Genomic DNA, 26,907 nt, shown 5'->3' with positions numbered 1-26,907 from the left:
TATACGCGCGAGCGCCGTTGCGCTCGCGCTCTTTTCAACACGCACGGGCGGCAGGCACACAATGGCTTGTCGCGGCTGTGCTCAAATTGAAAAGCCGTTTCAATTACACGACACTAGTGGTTTGCGCGCTTCGAGCGCGAACCCCAAACAAGCGAACCGCTTATGACCACCCAATTCACCGGGACCGAACGCTACGTCGCCACCGATGATCTCAAGCTCGCGGTCAATGCCGCGGCCACCCTGCAGCGCCCGTTGCTGATCAAGGGCGAGCCGGGCACCGGCAAGACCATGCTGGCCGAGGAAGTCGCGGTCGCGCTCGACAAGCCGTTCTACCAGTGGCACATCAAGTCGACCACCAAGGCGCAGCAGGGCCTCTACGAGTACGACGCGGTTTCGCGCCTGCGCGACTCGCAGCTCGGTGACGAGAAGGTCCACGATATCGCCAACTACATCGTGCCGGGGCCGCTCTGGGAATGCTTCACCTGCGATACCCAGCCGGTGCTGTTGATCGACGAGATCGACAAGGCGGATATCGAATTCCCGAACGATCTGCTGCGCGAGATCGACCGCATGGCGTTCGACGTCTACGAGACGCACCAGACCATCGAAGCGCGTCATCGCCCGATCATCATCATCACGTCCAACAACGAGAAGGAATTGCCCGACGCTTTCCTGCGCCGCTGCTTCTTCCACTTCATCTCGTTCCCGGACAAGGACACGATGCGCGAGATCGTCGACGTGCATTTCCCGGACATCAAGAAGAACCTGCTTTCCGATGCGATGGACCTGTTCTTCGATGTGCGCGACGTACCCGGTATCAAGAAGAAGCCGTCGACTTCGGAATTGCTCGACTGGCTGAAGCTTTTGCTGGCCGAGGACATCCCGGCCGATGCGCTGCATTCCAAGAATGCCCGCGACGCGCTGCCGCCGCTGCATGGCGCGCTGCTCAAGAACGAGCAGGACGTCCATCTGTTCGAGCGCCTCGCGTTCATGACGCGCCGCTAGTGGTCGCGGCGCGTAATCCAACCCGCGCCCGGCGTTCGTCATGCTGATCGAATTCTTCTACGAGCTACGCGATGCCGGCCTCAAGCCGTCGGTCACCGAGTACCTGACGCTGCTCGAGGCGCTGGATCATCACGTCGGCGGCATGAGCGTGGAGAACTTCTACTATCTGTCGCGCGCGTCGCTGATCAAGGACGAGACCAAGTTCGACCGGTTTGATCAGGTCTTCGGCCATTACTTCGACGGTATCCAGACCGCGACCGAGGATCTGACCACCGATATACCGGACGAGTGGCTCGAGAAGATGAAGCAGCTCGAGCTCAGCGACGAGCAGAAGGCCCAGATCGAGGCCATGGGTGGCTGGGACAAGCTCATGGAGACGCTCAAGAAGCGTCTGGAAGAGCAGGGCGAACGCCACGAAGGCGGCAGCAAGTGGATCGGCACCGCCGGCACGTCGCCGTTCGGCGCCTACGGCTTCAATCCGGAAGGTATTCGTATAGGTCAGGACAGCTCGCGCCATCGCCGCGCCGTGAAGGTGTGGGACAAACGCGAGTTCGCCAATCTCGATGGCGGCCAGGAAATCGGCACCCGCAACATCAAGATGGCGCTGCGCAAGTTGCGCCGTTTCGCCCGTGAAGGCGCGGCCGAAGAACTGGACATGGATCGCACGATCCGTTCGACTGCCAAGAACGCAGGCTATCTCGATCTGCATATGCGCCCGGAACGGCGCAATGCGGTCAAGTTGCTGATCTTCTTCGATGTCGGCGGCTCGATGGACGATCACGTCGCGACATGTGAGTCGTTGTTCTCGGCAGCCAAGTCCGAGTTCAAGCATCTCGAGTACTACTATTTCCACAACTTCCCGTACGAGGGGTTGTGGCGCGACAACCGCCGCCGCCGAACGCAGCAGCATTCGACCTGGGACGTTTGTCATACCTACACGTCGGACTACAAGGCGATCTTCGTGGGCGATGCGACCATGAGCCCGTACGAGATCGCCTATCCCGGTGGCTCGGTCGAGCACTGGAACGCCGAAGCCGGCGCGGTGTGGCTGCAACGCCTGATGGAAAGCTTCCCCGACATGGTCTGGCTCAACCCCGAGCCACGAGAGCGTTGGGACTACACGCCCTCGATCCAGATGACCCGTGAACTGGTGGGCGATCGTATGTATCCGATGACGCTTGACGGCCTGGAAGCCGCGATCGACCGCCTGGCCGACTAGCGTGCGCGACAGGCCGGAAGTCACCCCGGGGTGACTTCCGGCCTGTTAGGCTTTCGCCATGTTCTGCGTGCCCCGGCACGCCGGTAGCGACGTCATGACCGCCTTTTTCCGATCCTTAATCTCGAGTGGTTCGACTGTGAACCGGCTCGCGCGCTTCGCGCTGACGGGCGTCGGCTGTGTGCTGCTCGTGTTCATGGCGGCCAATGCCTGGGTCGTCTCCGCCACGCGAAACCTGATCATCGACGACATGGCGCGGCTGGGCGTTCACGATGTGGGCGTGGTGCTCGGCACCAGCCCGTACACGCGCTATGGCAATCAGAATCTGCTGTTCACGCATCGCATGCGGGCGGCTGCCGAGCTTTATGCCGCGGGGCATGTGCGGCATCTGCTCGTGTCCGGCGCCAATCCGGATCGGACTTACAACGAGCCGCGCAAGATGTACCAGGCGTTGCGGGGGCTCGGCGTACCCGACGCGGCGCTCACGCTCGACTTCGCCGGTTTTCGAACCCTCGATTCGATCGTTCGGGCACGACGCATCTTCGGTCTGGAAAGCTTCGTGGTGATTTCGCAGCGATACCACGACTATCGCGCGCTGTTCATCGCGCATCACTACGGCGTGCGGGCGGTGGCCTACACGAGGCCGCAGGAGGATCGGCGCCAGCCGCTGCGTGCCGAGGCGCGTGAATATCTCGCCCGCTTCAAGGCAGTGGTGGATCTGTTTCTGCTTTCCAAGCGGCCGCGTTTTCTCGGGCCCGAGCGGCCAATCGATATCGAGCCGGTCGCGCCGTTCGATTTTCTCGTGCGCCAGCAGCTGATGGGGCCATTGTTCAATACACCGCTGCCGGATAATCAGCGCTGGCCGCCCCCGGCATCGAACGAAAAGGGCGCCGCGGATAGCGACTCGCGGTCGGAAGGCCTGGACGACGACACGGCGGCTGACGACTCGGCGCAGGCGCCCTAGCGTCGCGGCGTGCTCAGCCGCAGGTCTCGCGGCAGACCGCTTCCTGGGCCGCCGGCGTCAGATCGACGTCGGGCAATTCACGCGTATCGAAGACGCCGCGCAGCAGCGCGTCGATCATTGGCGTCCAGTCGCGCGTGGCGTCGTAGGTCTCGGGGTGGCGCAGCACGCACTCATAGTTGCCGCACATGAACGCCATGATCATATGGGTGGCGTCGCGCGCATCGAGCCCGTCGCGAAGCTGGCCGAGCTCGGCGATTTCGTTGCACAATGAAAGCAACACGGCACGCGCATCCTCGAACATCGCGCGCATGACCGCATCGGCCGGGTGGCCGTGTTCCGTAACTTCGCAACGATGCATCACGATATGGCAGACGGTGCGGTGTTGGGCATCGTTACCCAGCCGCTCCAGACCGTGGCGCATCATTTCGCGCAGCAGCCGAAGCGGCTCGCTGCCGGGAATGTGCTGACTCAAACACTGGCGCAGATCGCGCAGGGGGAGGTGGGTACGCGACACCATGGCTTCGAGCAGGGCGCGCTTGTCTGCGAAGTGCCAGTAGATGGCGCCACGCGTGACTTGTGCTCGTTTGGCGATGCGATCGAGCGATGTCTGCGACACGCCGCGTGCCTGCATCTCGATTTCCGCGGCATCGAGAATGCGTTCGCGCGTCTGTGCGGATTCGTCCTTGGTTCGGCGTGCCATCCCGTCGTCACTCGGCCATGTTAGTGAATTCATAGTAGCGCAAATTGCCACTTACATACATACCCGAATGTATGTATGATTAATGCTATGTTCACCTAGTTTTCCGGTTTCCTGGGGAAGACCTCTATGCGTCACTCGTATTCAGCGCCCGCTCGTGGCGGCTCGCTCGGTCTGCGCGCTTCATGGATGCTCGCTTTGACCGTGGCGCTCGCGGCCTGCGGCGGCGAGAGCCCGCAGGGCCAGCAACAACAGCAGCAGCCGCCCGTGCCGGTGGATGTGAAGACGGTGATTCCGCACACCGTGGATGTGATGTCGGAATATCCGGGGCGCGTGCGCGGCCGGCGGACGGTCGAAGTTCGCGCGCGCGTCGAGGGCATTCTCGAACGGCGCTTCTATAACGAAGGCGAGATCGTCGAAAAGGGCGACATGCTCTTCACCATCGACCCCAAGCCGTTCCAGGCCGTGGTCAACCAGCGCAAGGCCGAGCTGGCGAGCGCCAAGGCCAGCCTGAATCAGGCGCAGCGGACATGGAATCGCGTGCGTCGTCTCTACGAAGTCGATGCCGTGAGTGAAGCCGAGCGGGACGATTCCCTGTCGCAGCTGGAAACGTCGCGCGCCATGATGCAGCAGGCTCAGGCCAACCTGGACGCCGCGCAGATCGATCTCGGCTACACCAAGGTCGAAGCGCCGCTGACGGGCGTGACCAACCTGCGCGACGTGGACGAAGGCGCCCTGGTGAGCAGCGGCACGCAGCTCACGACGATCACCCAGCTCGACCCGGTGCAGATTCTGTTCGCGCTGCCCGAAGACGATGCGATCGCGCGTCGCACCGCGCTCGCCGCCATGGGCAACCGAAGCACCGACGAGCGTACGCGCGAGGCCACGATTATCCTGCCCGACGGCAGCGAGTTTTCGGCCAAGGGTGTCGTGGACTTCACCCAGAGCACCATCAATCCGGAAACCGGCACCGTGCAGCTGCGGGCGGTGGTCAAGAACACCAACAACGCGCTGATGCCGGGCCGGTACGTGCGCGCACGCATCCGTCTGGATACGCGCAACAACGCGATCGTGGTGCCGAATATCGCGGTCTCGGACGGCGAGCAGCAAACACAGGTGTTCATCGTCGAAGACGGCAAGGCGAAACCGGTGTCGGTGACGCTGGGTCCGGCGGCGGAAGACGGCCGGCTGGTCGAGTCCGGCCTGTCCGGCGGCGAGCAGGTGATCGTCTCCGGCCTGGGTCAGGTCAAGCCGGGCGCCTCGGTCAAGGTCAAACCGGAAGATGCGCCCAATGGCGCGGGTGCGAACCAGAGCCAGCCGAAAGGCCAGGGCGAGAGCCCGGGCCAGGGGCAGAGCGGTGAAGGCGATTCGGGCAAGCAGACGACGGGCGAGTCGGCATCCTCGGATGATGACGACGCCGCAAGCGATGCGCTGGCCGGCATCGACAATCCGTCGCTACGGCTTCGGCTGAGCCCGCGCGAGCCCCTGCAGAAAATGCAGCAGCCGCGTCTGCGCACCAGCGCGCATGGGCATTACGCCGCCGATAACGCGTATGCCGCCAACGTCGGTCGAGGCAGCTAACCATGATCTCGCGTTTCTTCATCGAACGGCCGGTATTCGCGACCGTTCTGTCGATTGTGATCACGCTCGCGGGCCTGATGGCCATGCGCAGCTTGCCGATCTCGCAGTATCCGGACGTGGTGCCGCCGGAAGTCGTCGTGCAGGCGACCTATCCGGGCGCCAGCGCGGAGGATATTGCCGAAACGGTGGCAGCGCCGATCGAGCAGGAGATCAACGGCGTCCAGGACATGCTCTACATGACCTCGACGGCCTCCGACGCCGGCACGCTGCAAATCTCCGTGACGTTTGCGATCGGTACCGATCCGGACCAGAACACGATCAACGTCAACAACCGCGTGCAGGCGGCGCTGTCCCAGCTGCCGCAGACGGTGCGCAATACCGGCGTTCAGGTCGACAAGCGCTCGAGCAACATTCTCACCGTGCTCACGCTGTTCTCGCCGGACCAGAGCTACGACACCACCTACATCAGCAACTATGCGCTGGTGAACATCATCGACGCGCTCAAGCGTGTCGAAGGTGTGGGCGATGCGCGTCTGTTCGGTTCGCAGGATTATTCCATGCGCATCTGGCTCGACCCGAGCAAGATGGCGCGCTATGAGCTCACGCCGGCCGACGTGCAGGCCGCTCTTGCCGAGCAGAACTCGCAGTTCGCGGCCGGCAACTTCGGCGGCATGCCGAACGACAACGAGATTGCGTTCACCTATACGGCGAGCACCGAGGGTCGCTTCTCCAACGCCGAGCAGTTCGAGGACATCATCCTGCGCACCGAGGAAAACGGCCAGGTGCTGCGTCTGGGGGATGTATCGCGTGTCGAACTCGGGGCGCAGAGCTACAGCACCAGCGGCTCGTTCTCGGGTAATCCCGCGGTCCCGTTTGCGATCTACCTCGCGCCGGGCGCGAACTCGCTGGCCACCGTGGAGCGCATCCGCGCGCGCATGGAAGAGCTGGGCGCGAACCTGCCCGACGGGCTGGAATACGAGATTCCGTTCGATACCACCAAGTTCGTCGATGCCTCGATCACCGACGTGGAACACACCTTCATCGAGGCGATCATTCTCGTCGTGCTGGTGGTGTTCCTTTTCCTGCAGAACTGGCGCGCGACGCTGATTCCATTGCTTGCGATACCGGTGTCGATCATCGGCACCTTCGCGGGCATGTTCGCACTCGGATTCTCGATCAACCTGCTGACGCTGTTCGGTTTGATTCTCGCGATCGGCATCGTGGTCGACGACGCGATCATCGTGATCGAGAACGTCGAACGCATCATGGAGGAGGAGGGCAAGTCGCCCAAGCAGGCCGCGATCAAGGCCATGGAAGAAGTCAGCGGCCCGGTGATCGCTGTCGTGCTGGTGCTTTCTGCCGTGTTCATTCCGGTCGGTTTTCTTGGCGGGCTGTCCGGCCAAATGTACCGACAGTTCGCGATCACGATCGCGGTTTCGGTCGCGATTTCGGGCCTGGTGGCACTCACGCTCACGCCGGCCTTGTGCGCGGCGTTTCTCAAGCCGCGCGAAAAGGAGCCGAACTGGTTCTTCCGCAAGTTCAATGCGATGTTCGACAAGGCAACCGGCGCCTATCTCTGGGGTGTCGACCTGTTGCTCAAGCGTGTCGTGTTCGGTGTGTTGCTGTTCGTCGGCGTGCTGGTATCGACCTGGCTGGTTTCGACCCAGGTGCCGGGCGGTCTGCTGCCGCAGGAAGACCAGGGCTATATCTTCGCGACCTATACCCTGCCGCCGGCCGCGTCGCTCCAGCGTACCGAGGACGTGCGCGACGATCTCATCGACCAGAGCCTCGAGGCCATGCCGGGCGTCGCCGATATCGTTGGCGTTGCCGGCTACGACTTCCTTGCCGGCGCGCGCCGGACGTACGCGGGCATTGCCTTTCTGACGCTCGAGGACTGGGGCGAACGCACCGGCGGGGGCCAGGATTCATTTTCACTGGTCGGCCAGACATTCGGCCTCAGCGCCGGCATACCCGATGCGCAGATCATTGCCTTCAATCCGCCGCCGATTATCGGCCTGTCGACCACGGGTGGTTTCGAAGGCTATCTGCAGAGCCGCTCCGGTGCCGACTTCAACGCGATTAAGGACGCAGCCGACCGCGTGGTCGCCGAGGCCAACAAGCGGCCCGAGCTGTCGCAGGTGCGCACCACGCTCACCACGGACGTGCCGCGCTACAAGCTCGATGTCGATCGCGAGAAAGCCAAGACGCTGGGCGTGCCGATCGATCAGCTGTTCGCGACCCTTCAGGCGACATTCGGCTCGCTCTATGTCAACCAGTTCACCTATCTGGGGCGTAACTGGCAGGTCAATATCCAGTCGGACGCGCCGTATCGCGAGAAGCCGGAGGATCTGTCCAAGGTGTTCGTGCGTTCCACGACCACGGGCGACATGATTCCGGTCAGCTCGCTGGTCAGCACGGAACGGCGCCTCGCAGCCGACGTGGTCGAGCGTTTCAATATTTTCCCGTCGGCCAAGATCATGGGTTCGCCGGCTCCCGGCTACAGTTCCGGGCAGGCGAATGCGGCGATCCAGTCGGTGGTTTCCGACGTGCTGGGTGGCGACGATTACCAGCTCAGCTTTACCGGCACCGCCTACCAGGAAGAAACTGCCGCCGGCTCGGGGGGCATTGCGGTGCTGTTCGGCATGGTCATGGTGTTCCTGATCCTCGCCGCGCAGTACGAGAAGTGGACCTTGCCGCTAGCGGTGATTACCGCGGTGCCGTTCGCGGCGCTCGGCGCTTTCGTGGCGGTGTGGCTGCGGGGCATCGACAACAACCTGTATTTCTCTGTCGGTCTGCTGGTGCTTATCGGTCTGGCGGCGAAGAACGCGATTCTCATCGTGGAGTTCGCCGTGATCAGCCGCGATCAAGGCAAGTCGCCCGCGGCTGCGGCCTACGAGGCAGCCAAGCTGCGTTTCCGGCCGATCGTGATGACGTCGCTGGCGTTCATCCTTGGCTGTGTGCCGCTGGCCATCGCCTCCGGCGCGTCGGCGAACAGCCGCAACGCGATCGGTACGGCCGTGATCGGCGGCATGCTCGCGGCGACATTCTTTGCGATTCTGTTCGTGCCGATGTTCTACGACCTTGTGGAACGTGGCAGCGCAAAGGTGTCTAGCGTGATTGGGCGTAAGAGAAAAAATGAAGACAACGGCAAGATTACGAGCAACGCCAACGACGAGGGACATGACAATGCGTAAGGCCATTCTGCTGCTTGCGGTGGCCGGACTGTCGGCGTGTACGCTCGGCCCGGACTACGAGCGCCCGACGATGGATCTGCCGGACTCGGCGCTCGATGCCACGCTGCTGAGCAAGACCCAGCAGGACGCCATGGCCTACTGGTGGACGCGCTATCGCGATCCGGTCCTCAACGAACTGATTGACGACGCGCTGGACGACAACCTCGACGTGGCCCTGCAGGCCGCGCGTTTCCGCGAGGCGCGTGCGCAGTTGGGTCTGGCCAACGCCAACCTGTTTCCGTCGATTCAGGGCCAGGCGCAGGCGGCACGAGAGAAGACCAGCTATCTCGGCGCGAGCAGTGGCGGCAGCGGTGGTGCGGGCGGCGGCGCATCCTCGGGCTCGGGTTCCACCCAGGCGGCCGGGCAGCGTTACAACTACTTCTCGGTCGCGGCCACGCTCAGCTACGAGCTCGACGTGTTCGGCGGCCTGCGCCGTGCCAGTGAGCAGGCGCGCGCACAGCTGTTGTCGTCGGCGTATACGCAGGATTCGATCCGTCTCGGCGTGGTCAGCGACGTGGTCACCAACTACATGTCCCTGCGCGCGCTCGAGCGCCAGATCCGGGTCACCCAGGAGACGATCAAGACCCGACAGAAGGGCCTGGAGCTGGATCAGCAGCGCTACAAGTACGGTGCGATCGACAAGCTGACGCTGCTGCAAACGCGCTCCCTGCTAGAGACCGCTCAGGCGCAGCTGCCGCCGCTGCAGCAGCAGGCCAGCGAGCTGCGCTCATCGCTCGCGGTGCTTACCGGCCATACGCCGCGCGAGATCATGGCGGGATCGAACGTCGAGCCGGGTTCGTTCGAGGACGTGCACCTGCCGGAAGATCTGCCGGTCGTCATGCCCTCGTTGCTGGTCGAGCGCCGGCCGGATATCCGCGCCGCGGAGGCGTCACTGATCGCGGCCAACGCCAGCATCGGCGTCGCCAAGGCGCGGTTCTTTCCGACTTTCGACCTCACGGCGATGATCGGTACCGAAGCGCTCGATGTGGACGATCTGTTCGAGCCGTACTCCGAAACACAAAGCATTTCCGGTGCGATCACGGCGCCGATCTTCGATTTCGGGCGGCGACAGGCGAACTACGACACCGCGATCGCGCAGAAGGATGCGGCCGAGATCATGTATCGGCAGACGGTGCGCCAGGCATTTTCGGAAGTGCGCGATGCGCTGGTGGCGGTGAACCTCACGGATCGCCGGCTGGAGTCGGTGCAGCGACAGGTCGATGCCTACCGCGAGACGCTGGAACTCGCCAACGTGCGCTACGACGTGGGCCGTACCGCCTATTTCGAGGTGCTCGACGCGCAGCGTCAGCTGTTCAACAGTCAGCTCGATCTGGCGGAGGCGATCCGCGATCGCTTCACCGCGACCGCGAATCTGTTCAAGGCGCTCGGCGGTGGCTGGACAGAAAACAGCGATTCGCTGAACGATGAACTCGAAGCCGCCCGAGACGTTTACCGCAGCGACGAAGACACGCCGCGGGAGGCGTCGGAAGAACCGGCCGCGCAGCCCGTGTCAGAATAGCGGTATCCGCTTCGAGATCTCGCGAGAATCCGTGCCGCAAAGCGCGTCGCACAGCCGGCTTTATCGTATCGAATCCCGCAACGGCGCCGCGGCTCTCGTGCTGGGCGGCGACTGGGGCGGCGCGTCGCGATTGCCGACCTCGCAGCGTCTGGTCGCCGAGCTGGTTGCCGCGCGCGGCGACAGTGAAGCGCCGATAACCATCGAAGGGCACGATCTGGAAAGCGCGCACCCGCGCGTGGCCGCGCTCGTCTATGCCGTGAGTCAGGGGCTGCACAGCCGCGAGATCGCGGTGGCGTTCACCGGCTTGCCGGCGAGCGTTTCGTCTCTGGTCGCGCTTGCGCGCCCACCCGCTGCGGACGCGGCGTCGGGCCGTCGCGCGCACTGGCTCACGCGGCTGGGCGTGGCGGGGCGCAACCGTATGGAAGCGTTCGCCCGGGCCGCCGAGATGGTCGGCAACGCCTTCGTGGCCACGCCGCGGCTCAGCGTCGGCAAGGCGCAGGCCCGGTGGGTGGATTTCATGGCGCTGCTGCGCGAAACGGGCGCGTCTTCGCTGCCGGTAGTCACGATCGTGAACCTGTTGATCGGCGCCGTGCTCGGTTTCGTCGGCGCGGTCCAGCTGGCGGCGTTCGGGGCAGGCCTTTATCTGGCTGATCTTGTCGGGATCGCGGTGGCGCGCGAGATGGCGGCGATCATGACCGCGTTCATCATGGCCGGGCGTATCGGGGCGACGTTTGCGGCGCATCTGGCCACCATGGAGGCCAACGAGGAAATCGATGCGCTACGCATGATCGGCGTCTCGCCTTTCGAGTTTCTGGTGTTGCCGCGGCTCACCGCGCTTACGCTGATGATGCCGCTGCTGTTTCTCTACGCCGCCGCGCTCGGCATCGGCGGCGGCATGATCGTCGCCGATCTGGTGCTGGATACCTCGCCGGCGAGTTTTCTCGGCCGTTTACAGGACGCCGTCGCCGCGCGCCACTTCGTGATCGGTTTCGTGAAGGCTGTCTGCTTCGGCATTCTCATCGCGCTCGCCAGCTGTTATCTGGGCATGCGCGCGGGACGCAACGCGGCTGAAGTGGGCCGCGCGGCCACACGTACCGTTGTGGTGTCGATCATCGGGATCATCGTGATCGACGCCATCTTTGCGTTGTGCACCAACGCGTTGGGGGTCTAGCGATGGCGGTTCTCGATCGAACGCGCCCGCCGGATTCCGGTGTGGTCGTGCGCGACCTCACGCTGGCCTACGGTTCGACGGTCGTTCAGCATGAACTGTCGTTTCATGTGCGCCCGGCGAGCATCTTCGTGATCATGGGCGTGTCGGGCTGCGGCAAGAGTACGTTGCTGCGGCACATGATCGATCTCGAACAGGCGGCGCAGGGCGACATCACCTTCGACGGCCAGCGGCTCTGGACCGAGAACGTCGCCGAGCGCCGGGCGCTGCAACGGCGTATCGGTGTGCTGTTCCAGAGCACCGCACTCTGGAGTTCGATGACGGTCGGCGAAAACGTGGGGCTGCCGCTACAGCTGCATACGCGCCTGAGTGCTGCGGAAATCCGCGACCAGGTGGCGTTCAAGCTCGCGCTGGTGGGGTTGGCCGGCCAGGAGTCGCGCATGCCGAGCGAGCTGTCCGGCGGCATGCAGAAGCGGGCCGGCCTGGCCCGTGCGATCGCGTTGGATCCGGACTATCTGTTCCTCGACGAGCCCAGCGCGGGCCTCGACCCGATCACGTCGCAGCGGCTGGATTCGCTGATCATGAATCTGCGCGACGCGCTGCAGCTGAGTGTGATCGCCGTAACCCACGAGCTGCCGAGCATCTTCACGATTGCCGACGACAGCATCTATCTCGACAATGAAAGCCGCCGCGCGATCGCCCACGGCGATCCGCGCGCACTGGCGGACAACGCGGAACACGCGCGTGTGCGCGCCTTTCTCAATCGCCAGTCGCTGGACGCCAGCACGCGCGCCGAGGGCGACGGTCCGGAGTTTCCGGCCAGATCAGAGGTTCTCTAGATGGCAAGCAATCGCAGCTACACCGTAATCGGGCTGTTCATGTTCGGCGCGATCGCGCTGGTCGTCGTGGGGGTGCTCGCTCTCGGCGGCAATCGTCTGCTATCCAACAGCCGTCAGGCGATCATCTTCTTCGACCAGTCCGTGCTCGGTCTAAGCAATGGTTCGAAAGTGCTGTTTCGCGGCGTGCAGGTCGGCACGGTCAAGAACGTGCAGCTGCGGCTCGATCCGAACGTGGGCAAGGCGCGTATCGGCGTCACGATCGAGATGGCCGGCAACAACACGGTCATGATGAACGGCTCGCCGACGAGCTCGGATGTGACCACCGAGGAGTTGGTGCGTCGCGGCTTGCGCGCGCAACTCGTCGTCTGGAGTTACGTGACCTCGCAATTGGCCGTGAACCTGGATTTTCAACCCGATACGAAGCCGCGGTTTGTTGCCAACCGCGACGACATGGAGTTGACGGAAATCCCGGCTGTACCCTCCGAGATCGAGCAGCTGAAGGATACGGTGACCGGGCTGCCGTGGAAGGACACGCTCGAAACGGTGAACGAGACCATGGAATCGGTGGTCACTCTGGCCAACGACATGGATCAGTTGCTCAACCGCATGGGCCCGAATCTCGAAAAGACCACGACGACCACGCGCGAGGCGATCGCGGCCGCGCGTGATGCCGTCTACATGAACAGTCGCCAGTTCGAAAAAACGCTCGAGAGCGTGCGTGCGCTAACCGATAACGTGAACACGCAGATCGAATCGCGTGACGAACAGCTCACGCGGCTGCTCGACAACGCCGAAGCGACCAGCGCCAATCTGCAGCAGCTCTCGGAGAATCTAGAGGATCTGACCGACCCCAATTCGGGTACGCGCCAGGACGTGGAAAGCGCGATCCGGGATCTGTCGGCCGGTGCGTCCTCCATGCGGCGATTTGCCGAGACACTCGAACGTGACCCCAACGCTTTGCTCTTCGGTGGAGGCCAGCGATGATGAGAGAGCTAGTGCGTGGCGGTGTGACTGCGCTGTTCGTGGCGACCACTGCGGCCTGTAGTGGTGTACCGCCGTTACAACAGGTTTTGCTATCACCGCCGCAGACCGCCCGCGCGAACAGCCAGGCGAGCAGTTGGCAGGTGCGCCGGGTGCGTGTACCGGAATATCTGGACAACTATGATATTCAGCTGCGTACCGATGAGTACGTGCTTACGCGTATGCCGAATGCCAAATGGGCGGAGCGGTTGCCGGTGGCCATGACACGGCTGCTCCAGCAGACCATCGACGAAAAACTGGTGGACGATCGCGGGCGCGATTACGAAGTGGATGTCGTGGTCGATGCCTTCGAGCCCCAGCCGTCCGGGCAGGTGGTGCTTGCTGCGCGCTGGAAGGTCACCCAATCGAAATCCGAAACCGTGGTCGCTCGCGATAACACCGTGATCCAGCAGGCATTGCCGGCCAGGCCACGCGATGCGGCCGCGATCGGTCAGGCCATGTCGGATGCGGTCCGGGAACTTGCATTCGAAATTGTCGCCAAGGCGGGCTGATACGGCGGGCGTCGCGGATCGCCCATCTGCGTTGAGTCGAGAAACTCGATAGTCGCGTTATTCGGCAGGAGCGCACACAAAAAAGGCCGCCCAACTGGGCGGCCTTTTTCTTTATGGCCTCGCTACAGGCTAGGCCTGCGTTAGAAATGCATACCGAACGACAGCTGGTAGAGCACGGCCTTGAAGTCGTTTGTCGAACTCACGGTACCCACATTGATCGGCCCGACAGTCGGGCTGAGATTGGGCGCGTTGACCACGATATTGTTCACCTTGGCTTCCACCTCGGCACAACCGACGTACTTCACATCGGCTGTCAGGAACATCTTCTCGGTCAGCTTCATGTCCATGCCGAGCTGGCCCACACAGGCGACCGGCTTGGTCAGGTTCAGCGTCGGCTCGTTGCCATAGGCGTTGAGCACTTCGTTGTTCACGTCGGTGTCAAAAGTGTAGAGATACATCGCGCCGGCACCGATATAGGGCTGGAACATCGTGTCCACCCACGGCCGATAAACGATCGTCAGGTTTGGGGGCAGGGCCTTGAGGGTACCGATGGACTGACCCAGCGGTGGGATCCCTGTTTGCAGGCCGCCATTCGTTTCGGGCGCGAGCGATTCGTCGATCGCATTCTTGCTGACTTCGAAGTCCAGCTTGAGCGGCGGCGCGAGCGTGACTTCCATGGCCAGATGCTTGCCCGTCTTCGGAATATACATACCGAAGGTACCGCCGAGCGTGGTGAGGTTGCCGGTGGACGAGCCCGTGTGGTCCAGGCGGCTTTCACCGGACCCGAAGCCCTGGGCTGCCAGGCCCTGGGCGTTTTCGACCTTGAGTCGCGAGCTGGTGCCGTAGTACTGGAAGTGCAGTACGCCGACACGGAAATAGCTGTTGTTCTTCGTATATTCAAAGACCTGGTGCAGCAGGCTGCCCTTGTCCTCGACGGTATCGGACGAATCGTCGTCGCGCATCTGGCCTTGAGCGAGGGCACTGCCCGCGGCAAGCAGGCTGGCGCAGCCCAGAATCGCTACGGCCGCTCGCTTCCCCAGCGCACGACGTACGGACATGTTGTCCTGAATCATCTCCCTTCTCCTTGTCTCGTTTGTCTTGTAGAGAGTCAGGATCCCGGCTGCGCCCCGCGGCCGGGATCGATCATCGAGCGCTAGTGATTAGCGATCCGGGAATTCCCGGCCGCCGTGGGTGGGTGAGCCGACCAGCTGGAAGTTCAGGTTGCCCTGAGCGATCGTCGCCTGAGCCGGCAGAATCACCGCCGTTGCGTCCAGCGTGATGTCGTCCAGATTCTGAAGCGAAATAACCAGACGGCCATTCTGTTCGAATGTCACCGGACCGACGATGGCCGTTGTGAACGTCTGCTGATCGACCGACAGCACTTGCGCATCCGGCGCGTTCGCAATCAGGTCGAGATTGGCAACGAAGCAGGGCTCGTAGTCGTATGCGCGGCCAGCGATCGTGCCAGAGCATTTTTCGACGATATAGCCCGACTGTGCCACGCCGTCCTCGCCACCTTCCTCATTCGGGAAGCGCAGCAGAATGCGGCCGGTCTGCAGCGGTTCGGCCACATCTGCAAGGCCTAAACCGTCTAGGAGGTTGGGTAGTAACCCGGTTTCTCCGTCCAGAAGTACCCCGGTGACCTCGCCGAGGGTTGTGCCAAGACCGCCGAGAATGGGTCCTAGAACCGGGATGTCGGCGACGGGGCTTGTGTCCTCACCTAAACCGGATAGCAGATTGCTCACGACATCGGCGCCCAGATTGATACTGGTCAGGGAATTGACGCCGCCCGGCAGCAAGGCAACCTGAATGCAGGCGTCAGTTTCGACCGAGAGCGTATCCGCACCGAAGTCACCCAGATCGTCTTCACAGCCGTCGACCGACTCGCCGATCGCGATCGGACGCGTGAGCGACAAATACGTCTGGTACTGGCCGATAGGGATGCCACCCGAACTCAAGTCGACAAGCGCGCGGTTAGCCTGTTGAGCGATTTCGGCGTCGTCGAATTGACCGTTACCGTTCGTGTCCGCCTCCGGCAGGGTGAACTGATTGGCGTAATAGTCCTCGGTGGGCGCAACTACATCAAACGGCATGATGATTGTCGGCCCGCCCGCGGGCTGCGTTGCCGCCGATTGGGCCGTGGAACCGGTGCCATTCAACGGATCGGTATTGAGCGCATTGCCGTCCACGCCGGTGATCTGATTGGCGGTGGTACAGGCCGTACCTTCCGTGCCACAGATAACCGTCCAGTAGCGCATGCCCTCTTCGAAAGGTGCACTCGGGCGGAACGAGAAGGCGCGCGTATAGATACCTTCGCCCGCACTACCCAGGGCGCTGCTGGTACCCGTCGTATTGGAAAACGCGAGTTCGCCGGGCACAACACCCACGCACGCGCCGGTGTCATCCATTTCCTGAATGGCGATGGTCGCGTTGGTGACGGTGTTCCCCGTGCCGCCCACGAGACAGCCGTCGGCGAGAACGATGGACTCGGTATCCACGAACTTCGAGAAAAAGCCGTCGATTGCGACATTCGCCGGATGTTCGAAGACCGGGAAGTTGTCCGATGCTGAGTCATCGCCGGGATCATCGCCTACGCAATGGCCGGCGGTGTCGCCGTTGGTTTGGAAATCGCCGCCTTCCAGGGCGCAGGGAATGCCCGGCGACAACGTCCCGAGCAGCGGCGGCGTCGCGCTCGAATTGACATACGGTTCGGTAGTGAAAGCAATTGTCTGACGCGGGCCGAGCGGGTTTTCGAAACTCACCGGATTGCCGGCCAGATCCCGAAGCGTGTCACCGCCGTTGAGCGTGATCTGATACTGCGTGCTCGGTGCGAGCAGGTTGACCGGGTCGATGACGACACTGAAGCCTTCCACACGATAGGTCGCGGGCACGGTAACGCCGCCGCCCGTGAACTGAATGCTTTGCGCATTGACAGTATCCGGATCGAGCGGCTCGCTGAAGGTAATTGCGGGGCTCGAGTCGATCGGGAAGCTGTTGATCGCGGCGCTGTCGTCATCGCCGGGGTTGCCGTCGAGGCACAGCTGTTCGGGAAGTGCGGTCGGCGCCGCGCCGTTATTCGCGTAAATAGCGTTATAGGCGGGGGAGCCGAAGGCGTAGAGGCAAGCGCTGGGCGACTGGGCTGTCAGGATTGGCGCAGTTTCGTCCTCAAGTAGCTCGTCCTGCTCTTCGAATGCCTCGTTGGGCAGCAGCAACGTGAGCTCGAGATCCACGGTGGCATTGTCGGTACGGTTCACGTTGATCGGGAACGTGCCGAGGGTTGCAATCTTAAGGTCGCCATTCGGCATGGGGGTCGCCAGACCGGCCGCCTGAATGTTCAGCGCACTCTGGTTGAAGACGCCGTTGGCAAGTGACTCAATAATATTTTCCGGCGTGCCAGCAGGCGTGGTGATCAGCGTGCCGATCCCCAGATCGAAACGCAGACGGACCGCCGTGGGGGTTTCGATATTGCGGTAGTCGTTCGACATGAGGGTCACGTCGACGTCGCTGATGAAGTTGACATCGATCGGGCCACTCGGGTTAATCGAGGTTTCAACATCGCCGTTCAAAAACAGACGAAGTCCGGTCAGCTGAATCTTCTGGCCGGCGCGGATGGTGGCCGGGATGACATCGCCGAAGCCCTGCGCGCCGGATTTCGGAAGCTCGGTCTGAACGGTATTACGCTGGGGAGAAGCGCTTGCCGGCTGGTCGTTAGAGCCGATCAGCTGGGAGTCGATGTTGACGTTGTTGATCGCCAGACCGTTAAGGCTGTTGGCTGGCAGATCGCCGACGTTATCCTCCGAAGGGGTGAGCTCAAGGTTGGCCTTGATCAGCTCCCCCGGATCGATAACGCTACGCGTTGCCGTATAGGCGCTGGTCAGGGTCTTGCCGAACTGCGACGTGACGGAGGGGGCGACCGTGATCGTGTAGTTGCCGGCTTCCAGATCGTCGATCGGGTCGAATACCAGATAACGACCCAGCGCAGTAATACGGCCTTCCACAGGACCGTTGTCGCCGGTGACGGTGAAGCTCTCGGCATCCACGGTTGCCGGGTCGACCGGTTCGTTCAGAATGACGCGGAACGTACTGAACGTCGTGACAATCGACGTACGATCAGTGACCGGATTGGTGTCGCCCGGGGTCGTGCTCACAACCTCGAGGTTGTCGCTGTCGGCCGGGCGCCCTTCGGCAGGACGCGTGGTGAACTGGAACAATGTGTCGCCGTCGGCGAACGCGGTGTTGCCGCCGGAAAGGCTGCGCGTAGCAACGACCGAATAGGTCTGAGCCGGCTGCAGGTCGCCTGTGTAGGTCAAACGCAGGATATTCGGCTGATCTTCATCCTGCTCGACCGCGATCTGCGGCTGCGCAGTCTCACCATCGATTTGTAGTTCCAGCGCGTTTTCGGTGCGGCCGGAGACTTCGCCATCGAAGTTCACGACCATCTGGGTATCGAGTACGACATCCTGCTGGCCGTTGAACGGGTAGGTAAAGTTCAGTCCGCTTGCGGTGACTTCGTCACGCGGGTTCGGCTCACCATTGTCGCCGCCGCCGCCGCTGGAACAGGCGGGCAGAACGGCCGCTGCCGCGATGAGAAGTGCTGCGACCGCGAGGCGACCGGAGCGCGGATGGCGCGCGGTGTAGGCGCGGGCGGGCGTTATGGTGTCCGAATTCTGAGCAGAATCGGCACAACGCATCCGACGGGAATGCATCGATAGCACGGCTTTGTCTCCCTTGCTGTGTGGCGTGTCAATTGCGACACGCGTTCTTTTTAGAATGCCCCGTACGTGACAATAAACGAGATTCGAACTGCACGCCACACGTGCCGGGAAAATATTGAATGCAATGGGAATCTGTCGCATTGCAGCAATCGGGCAGGGAGGTCTCGCTGCGTGTTCGGCGGCCCGTAATTACAGGGTTTTCGGGACGGTTTTCCCCGCGAAACCCCGCCATCGGTTCACTGCCGCGGTCGGCATCACGAACGCCATTGATGCGACGATGCGCTTGTGTAGGCGTCGCTGCGCGCAAACTCGTTCGCGATAGCGGCTTTCGCGACATGGTTCAGACGTTTTTTCGAAAGGCCCCGCCAAAACGTTGATTCACGATCGATTCCGCGGCCTGATGCCGCGGGGCGAAATCGCGTAACCCTGCTTTTATCAGGCGGCGCGGGAGCTGTCGTCGTTGTTTTTCTTGCGCACGGACCGCATTTCGGCGGGATCGAAATCATCCACGCTTATGACGGCCATCTGCAGCGCGTAGAGTTCGCGCATGCGTTCGGTCTCGCTTTCGTCGAACACATGGGCCGCCAGCGCTTGCTCGATCTGATCGCGGGGGTGGTCGGCGGTGATGCGGCCGTCCTTGCGGGCTTTGGTCATTTTCCCGAGGAGATCCGAGCAGCCGATCGTGGCCTGCATGGCGCGCTCGAACAGGGCGATACCTTCGGATTCGTTCTGCGAGATATAGCAGCGGGGTGTCAGGCGATCGCGGATCTTGCCGGGCGTCTGCAACAGCTGCGCGATGCGCTGACCAAGCGCGTCGCCAGGCACGCGCGCATGCAGGCCGAGCGGGAATATGAGAAAGCCCGCGAGCCAGGCGGCGGGCCGGTTCGGCAGGTGCCGGATCACGCCCGCCATGCGTGATTCGATGGTGGCAAAGGCGTCTTCGCACACCCATTGCACCAGCGGCAGGTCCTCAGCGTGGGCGCCGTCTTCGGCGTACCGTTTGAGTGTGGCGCTGGCGATATATAGCTGGGACAGCACGTCGCCCAGACGTGCGGACAGCGCTTCCCGAAACTTCAGGCTGCCTCCCAGCGTGGCCATCGCGATATCCGAAAGCAGGGCGAGGTTGGCCGAGTAGCGATTCATGGCCCGGTAATAGGGCGCCAGTTCGGCGACCTTGCCCGCGGTCGTGCCGCGACCGCCGGTGAACCCCATGACGAGCGACCGTGCCGCCGCGGCAAGGTCATGGCCGATGTGGCTGTAGAAGATGCCGTCGAAATCGGCGAGCGCGGTGTCGCGATCCGGGTTGTTGGCGGCCTCGATTTCGTCGAGCACGTAGGGATGACAGCGGATCGCGCCCTGGCCGTAGATCATCATGCTGCGCGTGAGGATGTTGGCGCCTTCGACGGTGATGTTGACCGGCGCGGCCTGGAAGCTGCGGGCCACCGGATTGCCGGGCCCGAGCATGACGGCCTTGCCGGCGTGGACATCCATCGCATCCTTGGCGACGTCCTGGGCCATGGTGGTCACGTGATATTTGGCGATCGCGGAGGCCACGGACGGTTTTTCGCCCAGATCGACCGCGTTCGACGTAAACCGGCGCACGGATTCGCAGGCATAGGTCTTGCCGCCGATACGCGCCAAAGCTTCCTGTATGCCTTCGAATTCGCCGATGGAGACATTGAACTGCCGGCGTACGACGGCATAGGCGCCGGTGAGACGCGCGTTGGAAATCGCATCGCCGGTAGAACCCGAGGGCAGCGAGATCGAGCGGCCGACCGACAGGCATTCCATGAGCATGCGCCAGCCCTGGCCGATCATTTCGCGGCCACCGATGATGTAATCCAGCGGTACGAACACCTCGGTGCCCCAGGTCGGACCGTTCTGGAACGGTGCGCTGGCCGGGAAATGTCGCCGCCCGGCATGGGCGCCGGGGGTGTCTGCGGGTACGAGCGCACAGGTCACGCCCAGTTCGGTCTCGCCGCCGAGCAGACCGTCCGGGTCATACATCTTGAAGGCCAGCCCCAGCACCGTGGCGACCGGGGCGAGCGTGATATAGCGCTTCTCCCAGGTCAGCTTCATGCCGAGGATTTCCTCGCCGTTCCATTCGCCGGTGCAGACCACGCCCTTGTCCGGAATCGCGCCGGCGTCCGAGCCGGCGTGTGGGCTGGTCAGCCCGAAGCAGGGGATTTCCTCGCCGACCGCAAGCCGCGGCAGGTAGTGGTCCTTCTGCGCGTCCGTGCCGTAGTGCATCAGCAGTTCGGCGGGACCGAGCGAGTTGGGCACGGCTACGATCGGACCGACGGTACCGCCGGCCGGCCCGCTACCGACCTTGGCCAGCACGCAGGAATGCGCATAGGCCGAGAATTCCAGGCCGCCGTAGCGCTTGGGGATGATCATGCCCCAGAACTTGTTTTCCTTGATGAACTGCCAGGCTTCGGGGGACAGGTCGGCGTCCTCATGGGTGATTTGCCATTCATCGCAGAGATCCAGCAGCTGCTGGACCGGGCCGTCGAGAAACGCCTGTTCTTCGGCTGAAAGCTCGGCCGCTGGCAGGCGTTCCAGCCGGCGCCAGTTGGGTGCGCCAGAGAACATCTCGCCTTCCCACCAGACGGTGCCGGCATCGAGCGCCGTTCGTTCGGTCGCGGACAGCGTCGGCAGTACCTCGCGGAAGATATCCAGCACCGGGCGCGTGATATAGGGCCGCCGTATCGAGTCGACGTTGAGCGGCACCGCGATCGCGAGAAAGACCAGCCAAAGCACGATGCCGACGATCCAGCCGGTGCTGGTAAGCGTGCAGGCCGCAAGCAGCAGGGCGGTGGTTGCGGTCGCCGTTTTCAGACTCACGCGGTGATAGGCCAGCGCGATGAAGGCGCCGAGGAATACGACGATCCAGACCACTGCGGTCATGACGGGGCTCCATGGCCGGGCCACACCGGCCGGTGTCGGACTTCACTCGCAGCCTAGGCCACGCGCCAGGCGCGGGCAAACGCCGGGTTCTCGTGCTACACGCTATTCGCCTGGCTGCCTGTGTCGAAAAATGCGCAGATCTCGGCGGCCACGGCGTCGGGCTTTTGCAGGTGTAGCATGTGGCCGCAGCCGTCGACGACGACCCGTTCCAGATCGGCAAAACAGGCGCGACGCTTCTGCATTTCCTCGTCGTCGCAGAAATAGCGCGCGGGCGAATCACCGCCGTCGATACACAGCACGGCGGCGGTCACCTCGGCCCACAGCGCCATCGCCTCGCTGGCACGAAAGGCATAGGGCAACGGGACGCGATGCCAGGGGTCGACACGCATGCGGCGACGACCGGCCGCATCTTCTTCGGCGGTCCACTGGCGGGCGAGGAAGTCGGTCTGGTCGGCGCTCAGCTCGGGATAGCGCCGCCCGATCCGTGAGATCGCGGTGTCGAGATCGTCGTAGACCTTCGTGGCGGGCGGATTGGCATGGGCGTCCAGCCAGCGCCGATAACGATCGGGCACGTTCGCCGGGTCGCTGTCGGGCACGTTCAGGCTGTCGAGGGTGATCAGTTGCGAAACGCGCTCGGGCCGGGTGCCGGCGTAGAGACTGGCGATCTGCCCGCCCATGCTGTGGGCAACCAGGGTGACGGCATTGTCGGGGCCGCGGCCCACTACGACATCCAACAGACGTTCCAGATCGAGCAGGTAGGCCGGGAACCAATAGCTGTCGTGCGTGGCAGCCGTATCACCGTGCCCGCGCCAGTCGGGCGCAATAAAGCGATACCGACCCGGCGCGCGCGACTCCATGGCGCTGACGAGGGCATCGAAACCCGCGCCCGTATCCATCAGCCCGTGCAGAAGCACCAACGGTTCGCCTTCGGAGGTGCCGGCTTCGCGTACCGCGTACCGCAATTCGCCGAGCGTATGGAAAGTGATGTTGTCGATCAGGCTCATGGGGTGGCTTCCTGCAGACGACGCGCGGCCACAGCCTGGCGCCAATAGAACAATGTGAGAGCGATGAGGATGATTCCCACGGCGAGCAGCGTCGGCCGGGTGGGCACTTCGGCGAGCCATAGCCAGGCCCAGAGCGTGCCGAACACGGTTTCCAGCAGCATCAGTAGGCTGACTTCCGGCGCCGGCAAGTAGCGCGGCCCCTGGCCGATCAGCGCAAATGCCGTAGGCAGCACCACGGCGAGGCCGGCAAGCGCCGCGAACCCTTGGGTGGACAGTGATAACGGTGCGGCGAACACGGCCGTTGCCGAGGCGATCAAGGCACCGCCGAGTGCCAGACCGGGCAGTGTATCGCCGCGTCCGGTCGCGCGCATGACCACGAAGGTGGCGCCGAACACGACCGCCGTGGCAATGCCGGTCAGACGCCCGAGCACGCTCCCGGCGCCGCCGAGCGCTATCAGTAACAGCCCGCCGGCAATGGCCGCGGCCGCGATCCAGGTGCGTAGCGGCGCTCGTTCTTTAAGGAAGATCACGCTGAACAGCGCGGCGAAGATCGATGCGGTGGCAAGGCAACCAAGCGTATCGGCGATCGTGGTGTTCGCCACGGTGATCACGAACAGAATATTGCTCAGCGCGAACAGCAGCGCCAGTCCCCAGCCGAGCGGATTGCGCATCTGGGCGGTAATCGCGGCGGTTCGGCCGCGCTCGCGGATGAGCAGAAAACCGCCGAGCCCGATGGCCATCGCTATGCCACGCCAGAACAGGGTGGTCGCCACGTCCGCGCCCAGCAGGCGGATGAGAATGGAATCCGGGCTGAGCACCAGCACGCCGGCGCCCGTGAGCGCCAGGCCGAACAGGCGCGGGCTCAAGCCGCGCTGCCCGAAAGCGGGGCGGCCGGGCCCGGATGAATGCGGGGCGTCAGGCGGTCTCGAAGGGTTCGATCACGCGATGGATGAAATCCAGTTTGGCGCGCGCGCCGGCATTGAGCACGAACGGATAGGCATCGGCGAGCCCCATGCTGCGATTGACTGCGTTCATGCCGATCGCCAGATGGGTCCAGCGATGCATCAGCGCGTCGAAATCGCGCGGGTCCTGTTCCCAGGGTGGCGAGCGCACGAGCTGGTATTCGGTGGCGGTGTCCAGCGTGTCGCGTATGTGCAGATAGTGTGCCCACGATTCGGCCCAGTCCTCCCAAGGGTGAGCCGAAGCATAGGGGGTCACGAACCGTTCCTGCCAGTCGGGTGGCGCGCCGTTGTCGTAATGGGCCTGCAGGGCCTGGCCGTAATCGGCGCGCTCGTCGCCGAACATGTCGCGGTATTCGTCGATCCACGCGCCGCCATCGATCAGGCGCGCCCAGTAGTAATGTCCGACCTCGTGGCGGAAATGGCCGATCAGCGTCCGGTAGTGCTCGCCCATCTGCTCCCGCATGCGCGCCCGCGCCACATCATCCGCTTCGGCAATATTGATGGTGATCACGCCGTTGGCATGACCGGTGGCGATCGGGTCGCGCCCGGCCAGGGCCTCGGTGAACTCGGTTTCGGCGTCGGCGTCGGCAAGGAAGTCGAACGCCAGGCCGAAATCGGGATCCTCTGCGCGGCCGACGATCGGCAGGCCGAGTTGGTAGAGATTGAAGATCAGATGCCGCTTGGCACTTTCCAGCCGATTCCAGAGTTCGAGATGGCGTGGTGGCCCGAGGTCCGGAATGGTGCGGGTCAACCGACATGACGCACAGAAATGATGCGGCGACTCATCCGGCACGAGCCAGTTGCAGATGTCGTACTGCGCGTAGTTCTGGCACCGCCTATAGATGCGGCCCTCGATACGGCCGGCAGCCGGCACCTGCCAACGCGTGGCGTCGAGCGGCTCGAGCGCGGTCATGATCCGGGCTTCGGGCGCGAACCCCAGCTGGCGCTGGCAGACCAGGCAGCGGGTGTTGCGAAAGAAGATCGAGTTGCCGCATTGGCAATAGAAGTCGCGCATCGCGTTTCGGGGGTCCTGCAAGCGGTAGATGAGGGCGAAAGAGGTATCGCCGAGTGATTTCAGTGCTGGAAGTATCGCGCCTGGATCGCGTTGTGGATGTTGCTCAGTTCGATCTGCATGCGATCAAGAAACTCGCTCAGGCGATGGCCCTTGAGCGTGCCCAGATCGGCACTACCGAGCACATGTATAGCGTCTTCGACACAAGTACTGCATTTGCCGGGCATCGGCAGGCGCAGGAGTCGCTTGCCGGCACGTTCCAGACAGAAGCGCACCGAGCGCGGGAACGCGGTATCCGCCAGCAGGAATCGTACGACGCCCGGGCCAGTGACGCGTACGCGTACATGGCGGCGATACATCTGGAATGCACTCAGTGATTTGAGCACGCTGATCCACTGCACGGTCTGGTAGGGCCGTAGATCGGTGCTCTCGTCGACCAGCAGATCGCCGCTACGCACATCGATGATGCGCGTCGTCATGTCTGCACGCTCCAGGGACAGCCCGAGGCTGAGCATGTCGTAGGCGGCATCGCGACTCATGCCGGACTCGATCATCCCTGCGATATGGCGTGCGCCATGGACGACGCGCTCCACCACACGCGAGCGGGCCAGCCGATGCTCTACATGCTGGCCCTCGTCGGCGATATACAGGTGCAGGCCGTTGATCTCTTCCCATACCTCGCGCGGCACGAGATCGCGCGCGCTGCGCAGGTTCTCGCGCGCCATGGCCAGCGCGCTCGCGATCGAGCCGGGGTGGCCCCGATCGGCCACGAGAAAGCGCATCACGCTGGCTTCGCTGTCGTCCGGGTAGCGTTCGGCAAACAGGTCATCCGCGCCGACGATCTCGACCAGCGCACGCCAGTCGAATTCGGTCTGGCGCGGCATATCCAGCAGCAGCAGGGTGGTGGCATTGATCAGGCGGGCGGTGGATTCCGCGCGCTCCAGGTAGCGGCCCGTCCAGAACAGGTTCTGCGCAATTCGTGAAAGCATGTCAGTCCTCGTCCTCTACGATCCAGGTGTCCTTGCTGCCGCCGCCCTGTGAGCTGTTCACCACCAGCGAGCCCTCGCGCAGCGCCACGCGGGTGAGTCCACCCATGGTCACGTAGGCGTCGTCGCCGGGGCGCGAGACGATGAAAGGCCGCAGATCGACATGCCGGGGGCGCGCGGTGTTTTCGATCAGCGTCGGCGCGGTCGATAGCGCCAGCGTGGGCTGGGCGATGTAGTTGCGCGGGTTGCGCCGGATCAGCTGGGCGAACTGGTCGCGTTCGTCGGCCGTGGAGCGTGGGCCTATGAGCATGCCGTAGCCACCGGATTCGTTGGCGGGCTTGACCACCAACGAGTCCAGGTTGGCGAGTACGTGGTCGCGCTGTTTTTCTTCCATGCACAGCCAGGAGGGCACGTTCGGCAGCTTGGCGTCCTGGTCCAGATAGTAGCGGATGATCTGCGGCACGAAGGCATAGACCACTTTGTCGTCGGCCACGCCCGCGCCGGGTGCATTCGCAATCGCCACGTTGCCGGCCCGCCAGGCACGCATCAGCCCGGGCGTGCCGAGCATCGAATCTGCCCGGAAGGCCTCGGGATCGATGAAGGCATCGTCCACCCGTCGGTAGATCACGTCGACGCGCTGCGGGCCGAAAATGGTGCGCGAATAGACACAGTCGTCGCGATCCACGTACAGATCGCTGCCCTGGACCAGTTCGGCGCCCATTTGGCCGGCCAGCCAGACATGCTCGAAGAAAGCCGAATTGAATACGCCCGGCGTGAGCAGGGCGACATTGGGCGTGACGTCCTGGCGCGGCGATAGCGCGTTGAGCGAGTCCAGCAGTTCGCTGGGGTAGTCGTCGACCGGGAGAATGTCGGTCTGGGCGAACAGCTCGGGAAAAACGCGCTTGGATACCAGCCGGTTCTCGACCATGTACGACACGCCCGAGGGCACGCGCAGGTTGTCCTCGAGGACATAAAAATCCCCGGCGCCGTCGCGCACCAAGTCCGAGCCGCAGATATGCGCCCAGATATCGCCGGGCGGCCGGATGCCGACACACTCCGGGCGGAAATTCACCGACTGCGCGAGCACCTCGCGCGGGAAGACGCCGTCCTTGATGATCTGCTGCTTGCCGTAGAGATCGGCGATGAAGAGGTTGAGCGCAGCTACGCGTTGCTGGAGGCCCTCGCGAACGCGATCCCACTCGCGGCGGCTGATGGTGCGTGGCAGTACGTCGAACGGCCAGGCCCGGTCGATCATCCCGGCTTCGGAGTACACGGTGAAGGTGATGCCCATCGATTTGATGGACAGGTCGGCTGCCATGCGCCGGTTATCGAGCTCCTCGTTATTGAACTCGCCGAGATGGCGTACCAGTGATTGCGCCGCCCGGCGGGGCGTACCCGAGTCATCGAAGACTTCGTCGAAGAAGCCGGGACTGCGATAGTCCTGCCACAGTGCATTCATGAATAGCTTCTTCCCGTTTTTTGTGTAGTCGATCCCCAAGCATATTTCTATGCAAGACACAGACCGTAATGCGCAAGCAGCGTGCTAGACTCCCCGGCTTGTTTTCAG

Annotated in this window: 19 protein-coding genes; 10 read left to right on the top strand and 9 right to left on the bottom strand. The window is 63.3% G+C overall.

All coding sequences use genetic code 11. The features are described from left to right. Window positions 1-162: 162 nt before the first annotated feature. The 3 genes from SADO_RS10550 (at window position 163) to SADO_RS10540 (ending at window position 3,185) form a co-directional block, all read left to right on the top strand. Complete coding sequence (locus SADO_RS10550) at window positions 163-1,005, top strand: AAA family ATPase (protein WP_353111165.1); 843 nt, start codon at window positions 163-165, stop codon at window positions 1,003-1,005. 40 nt (window positions 1,006-1,045) lie between these two features. Then, window positions 1,046-2,224 (top strand): vWA domain-containing protein, encoded by a 1,179-nt coding sequence (locus tag SADO_RS10545; RefSeq protein ID WP_353111164.1) that lies wholly within the window; start codon window positions 1,046-1,048, stop codon window positions 2,222-2,224. 94 nt (window positions 2,225-2,318) lie between these two features. Next, the gene (locus SADO_RS10540; RefSeq protein WP_353111163.1) at window positions 2,319-3,185 is read left to right on the top strand and encodes a SanA/YdcF family protein; all 867 of its coding nucleotides are present in this window, start codon (window positions 2,319-2,321) and stop codon (window positions 3,183-3,185) included. 13 nt (window positions 3,186-3,198) lie between these two features. Here the strand turns inward: SADO_RS10540 and SADO_RS10535 are convergent, their stop codons facing one another. After that, on the bottom strand, window positions 3,199-3,885 hold the full coding sequence (locus SADO_RS10535) for a TetR family transcriptional regulator (protein WP_353111162.1): 687 nt from the start codon (window positions 3,883-3,885) through the stop codon (window positions 3,199-3,201). 126 nt (window positions 3,886-4,011) lie between these two features. Between SADO_RS10535 and SADO_RS10530 the strand changes: the two genes are divergently transcribed. The 7 genes from SADO_RS10530 to SADO_RS10500 are packed head-to-tail and all read left to right on the top strand — an operon-like array spanning window position 4,012 to window position 13,754. After that, window positions 4,012-5,463 carry an efflux RND transporter periplasmic adaptor subunit gene (locus SADO_RS10530; RefSeq protein ID WP_353111161.1) on the top strand — a complete coding sequence of 484 codons (1,452 nt, stop codon included), beginning with the start codon at window positions 4,012-4,014 and terminating at the stop codon, window positions 5,461-5,463. Between the two features lie 2 nt (window positions 5,464-5,465). Further along, window positions 5,466-8,657 (top strand): efflux RND transporter permease subunit, encoded by a 3,192-nt coding sequence (locus SADO_RS10525; protein ID WP_353111160.1) that lies wholly within the window; start codon window positions 5,466-5,468, stop codon window positions 8,655-8,657. Beyond that, a complete protein-coding gene (locus SADO_RS10520; RefSeq protein ID WP_353111159.1) occupies window positions 8,650-10,215 on the top strand; it encodes an efflux transporter outer membrane subunit in 1,566 nt (521 codons plus the stop codon). The genes SADO_RS10525 and SADO_RS10520 overlap by 8 nt, the downstream gene beginning before the upstream one ends. Before the next feature lie 31 nt (window positions 10,216-10,246). Further along, window positions 10,247-11,386 carry an MlaE family ABC transporter permease gene (locus SADO_RS10515; protein ID WP_353111158.1) on the top strand — a complete coding sequence of 380 codons (1,140 nt, stop codon included), beginning with the start codon at window positions 10,247-10,249 and terminating at the stop codon, window positions 11,384-11,386. A 2-nt stretch (window positions 11,387-11,388) separates the two neighbouring features. Then, window positions 11,389-12,222: an ABC transporter ATP-binding protein gene (locus tag SADO_RS10510; RefSeq protein WP_353111157.1), complete on the top strand. Its 834-nt coding sequence runs from the start codon at window positions 11,389-11,391 to the stop codon at window positions 12,220-12,222. Then, a complete protein-coding gene (locus tag SADO_RS10505) occupies window positions 12,223-13,206 on the top strand; it encodes an MlaD family protein (protein ID WP_353111156.1) in 984 nt (327 codons plus the stop codon). It begins immediately after the preceding gene. Beyond that, complete coding sequence (locus SADO_RS10500; protein WP_353111155.1) at window positions 13,203-13,754, top strand: PqiC family protein; 552 nt, start codon at window positions 13,203-13,205, stop codon at window positions 13,752-13,754. Before SADO_RS10505 ends, SADO_RS10500 begins: the two co-directional genes overlap by 4 nt. 140 nt (window positions 13,755-13,894) lie before the next feature. Here the strand turns inward: SADO_RS10500 and SADO_RS10495 are convergent, their stop codons facing one another. From SADO_RS10495 to SADO_RS10460, 8 genes are all read right to left on the bottom strand, one after another. Further along, window positions 13,895-14,827: an OmpW/AlkL family protein gene (locus SADO_RS10495; RefSeq protein WP_353111154.1), complete on the bottom strand. Its 933-nt coding sequence runs from the start codon at window positions 14,825-14,827 to the stop codon at window positions 13,895-13,897. Window positions 14,828-14,914: 87 nt separating this feature from the next. Further along, on the bottom strand, window positions 14,915-18,460 hold the full coding sequence (locus SADO_RS10490; RefSeq protein WP_353111809.1) for an Ig-like domain-containing domain: 3,546 nt from the start codon (window positions 18,458-18,460) through the stop codon (window positions 14,915-14,917). A gap of 444 nt (window positions 18,461-18,904) precedes the next feature. Beyond that, window positions 18,905-21,376 carry an acyl-CoA dehydrogenase gene (locus tag SADO_RS10485; RefSeq protein WP_353111153.1) on the bottom strand — a complete coding sequence of 824 codons (2,472 nt, stop codon included), beginning with the start codon at window positions 21,374-21,376 and terminating at the stop codon, window positions 18,905-18,907. A gap of 95 nt (window positions 21,377-21,471) precedes the next feature. Beyond that, window positions 21,472-22,380, bottom strand: coding sequence for an alpha/beta fold hydrolase (locus SADO_RS10480; protein WP_353111152.1), 909 nt, complete (start codon window positions 22,378-22,380; stop codon window positions 21,472-21,474). Continuing rightward, window positions 22,377-23,246: a DMT family transporter gene (locus SADO_RS10475; RefSeq protein WP_353111151.1), complete on the bottom strand. Its 870-nt coding sequence runs from the start codon at window positions 23,244-23,246 to the stop codon at window positions 22,377-22,379. Before SADO_RS10475 ends, SADO_RS10480 begins: the two co-directional genes overlap by 4 nt. Before the next feature lie 49 nt (window positions 23,247-23,295). Further along, entirely contained in the window at window positions 23,296-24,357 is a 1,062-nt protein-coding gene (locus SADO_RS10470; RefSeq protein WP_353111150.1) for a zinc-binding metallopeptidase family protein, read from the bottom strand. A gap of 59 nt (window positions 24,358-24,416) precedes the next feature. After that, window positions 24,417-25,343, bottom strand: a complete 927-nt coding sequence (locus SADO_RS10465; protein ID WP_353111149.1) for an alpha-E domain-containing protein — start codon at window positions 25,341-25,343, stop codon at window positions 24,417-24,419. 1 nt (window position 25,344) lies between these two features. Next, window positions 25,345-26,799: a circularly permuted type 2 ATP-grasp protein gene (locus tag SADO_RS10460; RefSeq protein WP_353111148.1), complete on the bottom strand. Its 1,455-nt coding sequence runs from the start codon at window positions 26,797-26,799 to the stop codon at window positions 25,345-25,347. Window positions 26,800-26,907: the final 108 nt, after the last annotated feature.

Source organism: Salinisphaera dokdonensis CL-ES53, from assembly GCF_040361215.1.
Lineage (GTDB): Bacteria > Pseudomonadota > Gammaproteobacteria > Nevskiales > Salinisphaeraceae > Salinisphaera > Salinisphaera dokdonensis.
This window is presented reverse-complemented; position numbering and strand designations above follow the sequence as displayed.

Coding starts and splice junctions, on each gene's coding strand:
- SADO_RS10550 (WP_353111165.1), top strand. CDS start 163: ATGACCACCCAATTCACCGGGACCGAACGCTACGTCGCCACCGATGAT.
- SADO_RS10545 (WP_353111164.1), top strand. CDS start 1,046: ATGCTGATCGAATTCTTCTACGAGCTACGCGATGCCGGCCTCAAGCCG.
- SADO_RS10540 (WP_353111163.1), top strand. CDS start 2,319: ATGACCGCCTTTTTCCGATCCTTAATCTCGAGTGGTTCGACTGTGAAC.
- SADO_RS10535 (WP_353111162.1), bottom strand. CDS start 3,885: ATGGCACGCCGAACCAAGGACGAATCCGCACAGACGCGCGAACGCATT.
- SADO_RS10530 (WP_353111161.1), top strand. CDS start 4,012: ATGCGTCACTCGTATTCAGCGCCCGCTCGTGGCGGCTCGCTCGGTCTG.
- SADO_RS10525 (WP_353111160.1), top strand. CDS start 5,466: ATGATCTCGCGTTTCTTCATCGAACGGCCGGTATTCGCGACCGTTCTG.
- SADO_RS10520 (WP_353111159.1), top strand. CDS start 8,650: ATGCGTAAGGCCATTCTGCTGCTTGCGGTGGCCGGACTGTCGGCGTGT.
- SADO_RS10510 (WP_353111157.1), top strand. CDS start 11,389: ATGGCGGTTCTCGATCGAACGCGCCCGCCGGATTCCGGTGTGGTCGTG.
- SADO_RS10505 (WP_353111156.1), top strand. CDS start 12,223: ATGGCAAGCAATCGCAGCTACACCGTAATCGGGCTGTTCATGTTCGGC.
- SADO_RS10500 (WP_353111155.1), top strand. CDS start 13,203: ATGATGAGAGAGCTAGTGCGTGGCGGTGTGACTGCGCTGTTCGTGGCG.
- SADO_RS10495 (WP_353111154.1), bottom strand. CDS start 14,827: ATGATTCAGGACAACATGTCCGTACGTCGTGCGCTGGGGAAGCGAGCG.
- SADO_RS10490 (WP_353111809.1), bottom strand. CDS start 18,460: ATGCATTCCCGTCGGATGCGTTGTGCCGATTCTGCTCAGAATTCGGAC.
- SADO_RS10485 (WP_353111153.1), bottom strand. CDS start 21,376: ATGACCGCAGTGGTCTGGATCGTCGTATTCCTCGGCGCCTTCATCGCG.
- SADO_RS10480 (WP_353111152.1), bottom strand. CDS start 22,380: ATGAGCCTGATCGACAACATCACTTTCCATACGCTCGGCGAATTGCGG.
- SADO_RS10470 (WP_353111150.1), bottom strand. CDS start 24,357: ATGCGCGACTTCTATTGCCAATGCGGCAACTCGATCTTCTTTCGCAAC.
- SADO_RS10465 (WP_353111149.1), bottom strand. CDS start 25,343: ATGCTTTCACGAATTGCGCAGAACCTGTTCTGGACGGGCCGCTACCTG.
- SADO_RS10460 (WP_353111148.1), bottom strand. CDS start 26,799: ATGAATGCACTGTGGCAGGACTATCGCAGTCCCGGCTTCTTCGACGAA.